Genomic DNA, 10325 nt, shown 5'->3' with positions numbered 1-10325 from the left:
CACGCGTACCGGGAAGGGCGCTTTCCTTGCCCCGGCGGCCCTGCCGGCTCATGGCGCGCTCTGCGGCTGAGCCGACTGCGGCCATTGTGCGAGGGCCGCCTCCAACCAGGCGCGCACCGCATCGGGGTCGGCGAGGCGGTGCAGCGCACCGCTCGGCCCGGGCCCGACCTTCACGCCGGCCCCGCCCGCGGCCTGCACGGCAGTGAAGCCGTCTTCGTCGGTCGCGTCGTCGCCGATGAACAGCGGCACGCGACCGGCGAACTCCTCGCTTTCCATGAACTCGATGACCGCATGCGCCTTGGTGGCACGCTTGGGCTTGACCTCCACCACGCACTTGCCGAGCAGCACGGTCCAGTCTTCCTGGTGCGGCCGCACCGCCGCCAGCAGGGTCTGTTGGCACACGTCGCCGAGATGCGGCGCTTCGCGGTAGTGCAAAGCGAGCGCCGAAGGTTTGCGCTCGAGTCGCAGCTCCGGGTAGCGAGCCACGACACGTTCCACCGTGTAGAGCACATCGGCCGGCGGAGCACCGGCCTGCACGCGCGTGCGGCCCTGGGCATCGCGCCGCTCCACGCCGTGCACGCCGGCGGCCGGCAGGCGCAGCGGCGCGAGGAAGGCGTCGAGCTCGCTCAGCGGCCGCCCGCTGATGATTGCGAGCGCCCCATTCAAACGGGACTGCAGGCTGCGCAAGGTGGGCACCAGCCAGGCGCCGACCTGGACATCCTGCGGCCGCAGCACGATCGGCGTCAGCGTGCCGTCGAAATCGAGAAAGAGCGCGCAGCGCGAATGCAGCTGCGGCAATGGCGAAGCGTCTTCAATCACAAGGTGCACCATAGCAAACCCCCGGCCGCGCCGGCACGGCGCGAGCGAAATGTCACACCCCGCGAGCGCCTTTGTGTGCCGCAGCGCACCGGGGCCGAGCCCGGCTTCAGGCCCGCGCTTCAGAGGCCGGTTTCGGCCTGTGCGTGATAGGGCACGCTGCGCAAGTCCTGCGTCACGCGGCCGCCCTGCAGCACGATGACCCGTGCCGCCGCGGCGATGGTTTCCGGCCGGTGGGCCACGATCACCCGGGTGATGTCGAGCCCGCGGATCGCCTGGTTGACCAGCCGCTCACGGTCGATGTCGAGCGCACTGGTGGCTTCGTCGAGAAAGAGGATGCGCGGGCGCTTGTAGAGCGCGCGCGCGAGCAGGACGCGTTGCTTCTGCCCGCCCGACAGACTCGCGCCCATGTCGCCGATCAGCGTGTGATAGCCCATCGGCAGGGCCTCGATCTCGTCGTGCACGCAGGCCAGGCGCGCGCATTCCTCGACCCTCGCGGCGTCCATCTGCACGTCGAAAAAGCCGATGTTGTCGGCGATGGAGCCGCCGAACAGCTGATCGTCCTGCATCACCGTGCCGATCATGTCGCGCCAGCGTGCCAGGCCGAGCTGCGCAAGCGGCACGCCGCCGACCCGAATCTCGCCGCTTTGCGGCGCATGGATGCCGAGCATCAACTTGAGCAAGGTGGTCTTGCCGCAGCCCGACGGCCCGACGATGGCTACCGACTCGCCCGGCTCGATGACCAGGCTGGCACCTTCCAGCACTTTCGGCTCGGTGTCGGCGTAGCGGAAATCGACGTCGCGCACCTCGAGCCGCGCTGCCGGTTCCTGCCGGGCGCCTTTGTCCTCGACCTGCACCTCGGGTGCGGTGAGCACGATGTCGGCCAGCCGCTCTCCCTGCAGCCGCAGCATCTTCAGCTCGACCACCTTGTCGATCAGGCCGGCCACGCGCTGCGCGAACTGCTCCTTGAAAGCAAGGAAGGCGAACAGCATGCCGACCGTGAACAGCTCGTCCATCACGAGCAGCGCCCCGACGCCGATGACCGCGATGCGCTCCAGGCCGAACACGAGTTTGTTGGCAACACCGAAGGCAAGATCGAGCTTCTTGGTGGCGATGTCGGCATTCATCGCATCGACCACCAGATTCATGAAGCGGGCACGGCGCTCGTCCTGCCGGTTGAACAGCTTGATGGCCTGCACGCCGCGCAGCGATTCGAGGAAGTGCGTCGAGCGCGTGGCCTCGTGCACGATCGCCTCCTCGGTGGCATCGCGCAGCGGGCGGAAGAAGGCCCAGCGCAACACCGCGTAGATCGCGACCGCGCCCAGCGCAATGCTGGTCAAGAGGGCGCTGTAGACCCACATCACGGCGAGCGTCACGACGACCAGCAGGCCGTCGAGCACCGCCTCGATGAAGCTGGTGGTGAGCGTTTCCTGGATCTTCTGGATCGCGCCGAAACGCGACATCACGTCGCCGGCATGGCGCTTCTCGAACCACGCCACCGGCAGGCGCATGAGATGGGCGAACACATTGCCCAGCCACTGCAGGTTGAGCGTGCTGGAAAGATAGAGCACCGCCCAGGAACGCAGCGCGCCGGTGGCGACCTGCAGGCCCATCAAAAGGCCGAAGCCGATCACCAGCGTCATCAAGAGGTCGCGGTCGCCGCTGAGCAACGCGCCATCGACCACCCACTGCAGAAGAAAAGGCGCGAGCAGCATGAACAGCTCCAGCGCCAAGGCGAGCATGAAGATCTGCGTCAGCGAGCGCTTCAGGCCGCGCACCGGACCGAGCAGCTGGCGCAGGCCGACATGCTGGCGTTCCGTCTTGGCCTCGAAGCCGGCACCGGGCATCAGTTCGAGCACCACGCCGGTGAAATGCCGGGACAGCTCGGAAAGCGGCAGCCGCCTGATGCCGCGTGCCGGGTCGTGAATGGTGGCCACCCAGCCGCCTCGCGCGCGCCTGACGTCGCTCAGCACCACGAAGTGGTTCAGATCCCAATGCAGGATGCACGGCAACTGCAACTGCGGCAGGTGGTCCAGTTCGGCGCGCAGGGGCCTGGCGTTGAGCTGCAGCGCTCCGGCGAAGCACACGAGGTCGGCCAAGGTCGCTCCCTTGAGCGACAGCGAGAAGCGTTGACGCAGCGTGGCCAGGTCGGTGCGGTGGCCATGATGCGCGGCCACCATCGCCAAGCAGGCCAGCCCGCATTCGGCGCCCTCGGTCTGCAGGACCATCGGCACGGCCGATCCGCCCCAGCCCCAGCGCAGGCCGTCGCTCATCAGGGCACCGTACGCGCTGCGCGCGGTCCCGCCGAGCGGGAGCGTGCGCCCCTGGGGCGACCCGGCGTGCTCATGCTTCGGCGCTGGTCATGTCGGCTCGGCGGCGACGCGCCTGGTCAGGCCGAGCAGCGGTTCGAACAACCACTCGATCAGCCGGCGGCGGTCGAGCTGCACATCGGCTTCGAGTTGCATGCCCGCCACCAGCGCCTGAGGCTGGCCGTAAGCGGCGACGGTCTGGCGGTCGAGCGCTACTGTGATGCGGTACAGCGGCTCGCCACTCACGTCGGAGAACGCGGCCACGCCGGCCAGCGGCACGCCGGCCATCTCGGCGGCCTGCAGCGGCGTGCGCGAGACCTGCAGCACCTGCCCGGTCTGATGGCCGAACTTCTGGTACGGATAGGCTTGGTAGCGCAGCAGCACCGCCTGCTCGGGGCGCACGAAGCCCAAGGCGCTGGACGGCGCATACAGGTGTGCCTGCAGGCGCGCATCGGCCGGCACCAGGCTGGCCAGTGCGGCGGCCGGCGTGACCGGCTGGCCGGGTTCGGCCAGCACCGCGCCGAGCACGCCGTCGCTGGGCGCATGCACGAGGATGCGGCGGCGCGCCTCCGTCTGGGTCGCCTCGCGCGCCACCGTGGCGAGATCGCGCTCGAGTTCGCCCCGGGCGGCCTGCGCCTGCAGCGGGAGTTCGCGGCGTTCGCCTTCCAGTACGCCGATCTCCCGCTGCTGCGCGGCCCGCTGCCGTTGCAGCGCCTGAAGCTGGGCGCGCACCGCCAGCGCTTCCTCGCCCTTGGCGCGTAATTGCGCGAAGGAGATGAAGTTGTCACGGTGCAGTGATTCGTACTGCGCGAGCGCCTGTTGCGCCAAGTCGAGCCGTTCGCGGTGCAGCGTCGATTCGGTTTCGATCTGTGCAAGTTCGCCGCGCCGATCGGCGATCTGGCGGTCGAGCGCGGTGCGCCGGGTGTCGAGCAGAAGGCTTTGGCGCTGCAGCGCGTCCTGCAGGCTGCGCTCCGTGAGCGCGAGGCTGCGCTGCACGGAGGCCTGGGCGTCGCCGCCGGCGGTGGCGCGATCGGCCGACAGCACAAACAGCAATTGCCCGCGCTTGACCGCCTGACCTTCGTTCGCGAGGCGCTCCAGCACGGTGGCCGGCTCCGGCGGCATCAGCCGGATCACTCCGAGATCAGGCACCAGCACCCCGCCGACACGGGCCTTGCGGGTGTACTCGCCGAAAAACAGATAGCCCACGACCAAGAGCGCCGCGACGACGGCGCAGGCGGTCAGGAAGGACAGCGACAGCGGCCGGATGAGTTGGATGCCGCCCAGCCAGGCTTGCTGGCGGGCTTCGACAACTTCGGGGCGGAAGAGGGAGGGCATCGGTGGGCGCGGTCAGCGCCCGAGCGGCCTCGCACCGGCCGCAACTTGCAGCTTCGGTGCGGCTAGGCCGCTTCGCGCGCGATCACCAAGTGGTTCGCGGGGCCCGCGGGCCCGCACCGCCGACATGCGTGAGAAGGCCGGGGTCCAGCGGAAGCGGTGCACTCTGACCTGCAGGGAGAGGGCGATCAACACGGCGATTTGCAGCAACGGTGTCGGGGACTTGGCGGATTTTTTGCACGAGTGGCTCCAGTCTGTGTTGACATGCATCCGCAATGAATGCAATGCCCAGATTGAAGCAGCGCCAGATAGCGGAGGGTACTGACAACTCTTACAGGGGCGGGTAATCCCTGAGTACTTCAACTCAACGGATCAAGCCGAGCCGCAGCGCTTTGAGCACGGCTTGGTGCTTGTTGTTACAGCCGAGTTTGTGCATTGCGTTGCTCACATGCAAGACGGCGGTTCGTTCTGTGATGCCGAGTACGGCGCCGACCTCCCAAGCAGTCTTGCCTTCCATGGTCCAGCGCAAACTGTCGAGCTCTCGAGGAGTGAGTTTCGGCCGTTCAGGCTGCAATCGCTCGGGGACCAAGACGCGCATGGCGGTGTCCTGCGCATGAACGGCGAAGAGCTGCAAGTCGGCAACGATGCGCGTGACTTCGGTGCGATCGTTCGGCAAGGCCTGATCGCGGTCGACACCCAGCATGAAGTGCCTGCCGTCCGGCATATGCAGCGCGAGGCAGATGCCGGCACGGTATCCATAGCGCGCCTGAATTTCCCAAAGCGCCCCTTGGCCTGCTGACACATAGGTGCCCTGATCCCAAATGATCGGCACGCTGTGGCGTTTGCAATGCTGCATGACCGGATCGAGTTGACCGCCTTGTGGATCCTGCATGGCGTCGCGCCAGGCGTCCGGCGCGTTGTCGACTTCGATGAACTCCGAGTCGCCGACGTGATGATCAACGATCGTCACCGCCGCAACCGTCTCGAAGCCCAGCTGCTTCGTGAAGCGCACGACCTCATTGCGAAACTCCTCGCGGTTGCGAGCTTCGAGAACCGATTGGTAGCTGCCTTGCAGCATCGCGTCCTTCAAGTTCAATGGGTGCCGGTGTGCGGCATCGCACACCGATCGATGCGGCCCTGACAAGGTTTACAGCTTTCAAGCACGGCTCGCCGCTTCACACTGAGCGCATCGAAACCGACTTCGGGCGCAAGCCCGACTCAATCATGACTCCTGCATGGACCGTGGGCGCGTGGCCGCCTGTATTGTGGCAGCCCGGTCTCGAATCGAGACCGCACTTCGTGCATCTTGGCACGCATGTCGCGCCGCCCCTGAACCCCGATTGGCCCTACACCGGGCAGACGGTGTGGGGCGGTCGCGCCGCCGACAGCGCGGCCGGCGTGTCGTGGGATTGGATCGAAGTGGCGCAGGGCGTGATCGCCATTGCCGACCCCATGATGATGATCACCAACCTGCGCCTGATCGGCAACGAAGGCGAGGTGCTCACCGCGCACGAGGCCGCGCCGCATCTCAACGGCATCGTGCATGGTCTGCCGTGGCAGGCGGAAGTGCAACGTGCGCTCGAGGAGTCGCAACGCGAAGAGCGACACCGGGCGACGGGCGACGCCCCCCCGGCCCGCCGCCTCGGCAGCCGGGGCGCCGGCTCGCGCGACTCGGGCTTCATACCGCTCGCATGAACTGCGCTGTGTGCGCGGCGCCGCGGGGCAGCGGCGTTCGCGGGCGCTGACAAACCCGCTGAAGATCGAACGCGTTCCAGCCGGTACGCACGGCAGCGGCCACGAAGCGCACTGCCGGCGCACCGCCCTTCAGCGCACCGCCACAGAACGCAGATGCCGCGCCACGAAGGCCAGGCACAACGCGGCGAGCAGCCCGCCCACGACCACAGAGACCAGCACATCGGCAGTGCCCAACGCCTCGCCGCGCAACACGCGGTTCATCAAGGTGTACTGCGCCAAGGCCGGCACCCAGGCGAACCAAGGCTCATCGCCGCCCTGGTTGAACAAGGCCACCAGCGGCATCAGCGACACGCCCAGGATCACCGCCGTGTTGTTGGCTTGCGCCTCCTTGAAGCTCTTGCAGCGGATCGCAACCGCCATCATCAGCGCCGACAGCCCGGCCGCCAGCGGCGCCAGCACCAACAGGAAGCGCGCCGCCTCGGCCGGGCCGAACACGAACAGCGACCGCAAGGTCTCGCTCTGGATCAGCAGGCGCGCCGGCAGGAAGCTCAGCACGCTGAGCAGCGCGATCAGCATGGCGACGGTGACAACAGCCGCCCATTTGCCGAGCACCAGCGCCATCGGCGATGCCGGGTTGGTGAGCAGCGGCTCGAGCGAGCCGCGCTCGCGCTCGCCGGCCGTCGTGTCCAACGCGGCACTCAATGCGCCGTAAAGCACCGCCATGATGACGAAGAAAGGCAGCATGCCGGTGAACTGCGCCGCGCGGCTGCGTGTGCTGGCGAGGTCGTGATCCTGCACGTCGATCGCCTGCATCAACCGCGTCGGCACGCTGCGCAGCGCCAGCAGCAAGGAGCCGCGCTCGCGGTTGAAGCCTTCGAGCAGGCGCTGCAGCCGGCGGGCACCGGCTTCGGCCTGGCGGTTGCTGGCGTCGCTGACGATGGCCACCGAAGGCGCCTCGCCGCGGGCGAGCCCCGCCTCGAAGCCGGGCGCGATCAGCAGCACCGGCTCGCCGAGCGTCGAGGCCCGCAGCCGCGCCTCGTAGTCGGGCGGGGCGGCCTCGATGCGGTAGGTCTGGCGCTCGATGAAGTTGCGCAGGGTCGGCGCGTGCTCCATGCCGGCCGCCACCACGATGCGCCGCTCCGCACGCTCTTCCAGTCCCGCAACCAGGCTCGACAGCAAGGCCAGCACCAGCGGCCCCAGCAGCACCGAGCTGACCAGCACCATGGCCAGCGTGCGGCGGTCGCGCAGCGCGTCGACGATCTCCTTGACGAAGACGGCGCCGGCGCCGCTGCACGCGCTGCCCTCGTGCCGCGCGCGTGTCATGCGCGAGCGCCCCGTTGAGGGCCGAATGCCAGCCTCACGAAGGCTTCCTCCAGATCGCTTTCGCCGCTCTGCTCGCACAACTGCGCCACCGTGCCCTCGGCCACGGTGCGCCCGCCGGCAACCACGATCACGTGGTCGCACAGCCGCTCGACTTCCTGCATGACGTGACTCGACAACACGATGCACTTCGAGCCCCCCGCCGGGCTGCACAAATGGCGCAGCGCCTCGCGCAAGGCGCGTGTGGAGAGCACATCGAGCCCGTTGGTCGGCTCGTCCAGCAGGATGTTGGCTGGGTCGTGGACCAGCGCGCGGGCCAGCGCCGTCTTCATGCGTTCGCCCTGGCTGAAGCCCTCCGTGCGGCGCTCGAGCAGCGGCTTCATGTCCAGCGTCTCGGCCAGCGTCTCGGCGCGGGCCTGGGCGGTGTCGCGGTCGAGCCCGTGCAGCCGCGCGTAATAGACGATGTTCTCGCGGGCGCTGAGCCGCGGGTAAAGGCCCCGGCCGTCGCCGAGCACGCCCATGCAGCGCAGGGCGGCTTGCGGGTTGCGAGCCACGTCGATGCCATCGACATCGATGCTGCCACCGTCCGGCACGACCAGCCCGGCCACCATGCGCAGGGTGGTGGTCTTGCCGGCGCCGTTCGGCCCGAGCAGGCCGGTGATGCGGCCGTTGATTGCCGTGAACCCGACGTCCGCGACAGCGACCAGCGGCGGGCGGCGGCGCCCGAAGAGGCCCTTGGCCGCAACCGCAAAGCGCTTGTGCAGCGCCTCGGCGCGGATCACCCGGCCGGCTCCGGCCGGGGCGGCTCGAAAGCCGGTGGGCGCGGCAGCCCGGCCAGGCACGAAGCGTCGACCGACATCGCGTCCGCTTCGCTTTCGGCATCGATGAAGCGCTGCAGCACTTCGCGCGTGCAATCGACCGCGAACACTCCGTGCCCGGCGTTGGCGACGACCACATGGCGCGCCTTGCCGCCCGACCCCACCGCGCCCAGCGCCCGCACGACCCGCTCGCCATGGCGCGGCGGCGTCACCGGGTCCAGCGTCCCGCTGAAGGCGAGCAAGGGCGTCGTGCTGCGAGGCAGCGTGTAGAAAGCCGGCGGCACCTCGCCGCGCGGCCACTCGGAGCAGACCTCGCGGTAGGGCCGCAGGAAGGCCTGCGAGAACGCTTCGGCAGCTTCGGCTGGTGCGGCTTCATCGCCGTTCCTGATCCCCGACGCTTGGCCCGCGGCTTCGGCCGTTGCGCTTGGCATCACATCTATCGCAGGCGGCGCATCGAGCCGCGGCATGTCTTCCGCGCAGACCACCGAGAAGTGCATGCCTTCGGCCGTTTCGAGCGCACGCGTGCCTCCGCCCAGGCTGCCAGCCAGCCCGATCAGGGGCGCGGCACGCCCGGCCAGCGCCTCGTCGATGGCGAACGGCAGCGCCGCGGCCAGCGCCGGCGCATAGAGCGGGCCGCGCACGGCGGCGGCAACGGTTTCGCGGCGCAGCGTCACGGTGCTCGTGATTCCGGTAGCGGGATCCACGGCGCTCATCCGTGCCGGCAGACTGGCCAGCAGCGTCTGCCAGCGCTCGCGCAGTTTCGGGTGGCGGCGGCTGCAGGCAGCGTCCTGTGCGCAATCGACGAACAAGGCTTCGAGCGCCGCGGCGGTATCGAGCGACAGGCTGCGCGGTAACGCCATGTCGGGCGGCGCCACGCCGTCTAGCACGACGCGTCGCACGCGCGCGGGAAACTGGCGCAGGTAGTCGAGCGCGGCACGGCTGCCGTAGGAGCCGCCCACCAGGTTCACCTGCGGCGCGCCGAGCGCGGCGCGCACCGCCTCGGCATCCGCCGTCGCGATGACGGTGGTGTAGCGGCGCAGATCGCCGTGCGGCAGCGCCTGCAATTTCTCGCGGCAGGTGCGCAGCCGGGCGATCGCCCGGTCCGGATCGAGTCGCTCGGCCAGCGGCAGCGCATCGTCGTTCGCGCACAGCAGCGGCGCTGAGCGACCGGTGCCGCGCTGGTCGATGAAGACGATGTCGCGCCGGTTGTTCAGGCGCTGGAACAAGGGCATGACCCGGCCGGCCAACGCGATGGCGCTTTGCCCCGGGCCGCCGGCGAAGAAGAACACCGGGTCGGGCCGCTTGGCAAGGGCCGTGGCCGGCACCACGACGTAGTGGACGTCGATGCGCCGGCCGGCCGGCTGAGCCGGGTCTAGCGGGCGGGACACCCGACCGCACAGCACCTCGTGGCGCAGACCATCGACGCGGCACGGCGCCGGCGCGGGATCGCTGTCTTGCGCAAGGCTCGCTGCCGGCAGCACCATCGCCAGGGCGGTCGAGGCGGTGCGCAATGCCGCGGCGAGTCGTCGCGCGAGGCGGGAAGCGGGTCGGGCGGGGGGCGTCGTCATTCGACCGCGATTCTGCGGTCCCCGGCGCGGACCACGCCGGGCCGCGTGGCCTTGTGTGCAATGGCGGCCCGAGCGGTGCCTCCGGCCGGCCTGCTTCAACGCATGAAGCCGTCGAAGGCCGTCTTGAGAATCAGCATCGACACCACCCCGATGAACACGACCCGCACGAAGCCGGCACCGTGGCGCAGCGCCATCCGTGTGCCGACCAGGCTGCCGGCCACGTTGGCCACGGCCATCACCGCCGCGATGTGCCACCACACGTGCCCGGTCCAGGCAAAGGCGCCGAGTGCGGCCAGGTTGGTGGCGGTGTTGAGCAGCTTGGCGCTGGCGCTGGCGTGCAGGAAGTCGTAGCCGAGCGCGCGCACGAACAGGAAGACGAAGAAGCTGCCGGCGCCCGGCCCGAAGAAGCCGTCGTAGAAGCCGACCACCGCGCCGATCAGCGAGGCCCAACCGGCCTCCGCGCGCCC

At 69.4% G+C, this 10325-nt stretch carries 9 protein-coding genes; 1 reads left to right on the top strand and 8 read right to left on the bottom strand.

Translation table 11 applies throughout. The annotated features are described in order from the left end of the window. Window positions 1-48: 48 nt before the first annotated feature. From otsB to H0W38_RS08395, 4 genes are all read right to left on the bottom strand, one after another. Window positions 49-798, bottom strand: a complete 750-nt coding sequence (gene otsB, locus H0W38_RS08410) for a trehalose-phosphatase (protein WP_292452847.1) — start codon at window positions 796-798, stop codon at window positions 49-51. A gap of 140 nt (window positions 799-938) precedes the next feature. Further along, complete coding sequence (locus tag H0W38_RS08405; RefSeq protein WP_292452845.1) at window positions 939-3089, bottom strand: peptidase domain-containing ABC transporter; 2151 nt, start codon at window positions 3087-3089, stop codon at window positions 939-941. An 87-nt stretch (window positions 3090-3176) separates the two neighbouring features. Continuing rightward, on the bottom strand, window positions 3177-4460 hold the full coding sequence (locus tag H0W38_RS08400) for an HlyD family efflux transporter periplasmic adaptor subunit (RefSeq protein WP_292452843.1): 1284 nt from the start codon (window positions 4458-4460) through the stop codon (window positions 3177-3179). Between the two features lie 361 nt (window positions 4461-4821). Further along, window positions 4822-5553, bottom strand: coding sequence for an autoinducer binding domain-containing protein (locus H0W38_RS08395; RefSeq protein WP_292452841.1), 732 nt, complete (start codon window positions 5551-5553; stop codon window positions 4822-4824). Between the two features lie 203 nt (window positions 5554-5756). On the opposite strand from H0W38_RS08395, the gene H0W38_RS08390 reads away from it, so the two are divergent. Beyond that, window positions 5757-6152 (top strand): hypothetical protein, encoded by a 396-nt coding sequence (locus H0W38_RS08390; RefSeq protein WP_292452840.1) that lies wholly within the window; start codon window positions 5757-5759, stop codon window positions 6150-6152. Window positions 6153-6281: 129 nt separating this feature from the next. On the opposite strand, the gene H0W38_RS08385 is transcribed toward H0W38_RS08390, so the two are convergent. The 4 genes from H0W38_RS08385 to H0W38_RS08370 all read right to left on the bottom strand — a co-directional run. Next, on the bottom strand, window positions 6282-7475 hold the full coding sequence (locus tag H0W38_RS08385; RefSeq protein WP_292452839.1) for an ABC transporter permease: 1194 nt from the start codon (window positions 7473-7475) through the stop codon (window positions 6282-6284). Next, entirely contained in the window at window positions 7472-8254 is a 783-nt protein-coding gene (locus H0W38_RS08380) for an ATP-binding cassette domain-containing protein (RefSeq protein ID WP_292452837.1), read from the bottom strand. Before H0W38_RS08380 ends, H0W38_RS08385 begins: the two co-directional genes overlap by 4 nt. Continuing rightward, complete coding sequence (locus H0W38_RS08375; RefSeq protein ID WP_292452836.1) at window positions 8251-9858, bottom strand: alpha/beta fold hydrolase; 1608 nt, start codon at window positions 9856-9858, stop codon at window positions 8251-8253. The genes H0W38_RS08380 and H0W38_RS08375 overlap by 4 nt, the downstream gene beginning before the upstream one ends. Before the next feature lie 95 nt (window positions 9859-9953). After that, window positions 9954-10325: TSUP family transporter (locus H0W38_RS08370; protein ID WP_292452834.1), on the bottom strand; the 372-nt coding region annotated here is incomplete at its 5' end.

The sequence above is a fragment of the Methylibium sp. genome, assembly GCF_013817365.1.
In the GTDB taxonomy this organism is placed as follows: Bacteria; Pseudomonadota; Gammaproteobacteria; order Burkholderiales; family Burkholderiaceae_C; genus Methylibium.
The sequence above is the reverse complement of the archived record's forward strand: the minus strand, read 5'-3'. Positions and strand labels throughout refer to the sequence as shown.

Excerpts from the sequence above, each read along its gene's own strand:
- H0W38_RS08405 (WP_292452845.1), bottom strand. The coding sequence starts at position 3,089 with ATGAGCGACGGCCTGCGCTGGGGCTGGGGCGGATCGGCCGTGCCGATG.
- H0W38_RS08400 (WP_292452843.1), bottom strand. The coding sequence starts at position 4,460 with ATGCCCTCCCTCTTCCGCCCCGAAGTTGTCGAAGCCCGCCAGCAAGCC.
- H0W38_RS08385 (WP_292452839.1), bottom strand. The coding sequence starts at position 7,475 with ATGACACGCGCGCGGCACGAGGGCAGCGCGTGCAGCGGCGCCGGCGCC.
- H0W38_RS08375 (WP_292452836.1), bottom strand. The coding sequence starts at position 9,858 with ATGACGACGCCCCCCGCCCGACCCGCTTCCCGCCTCGCGCGACGACTC.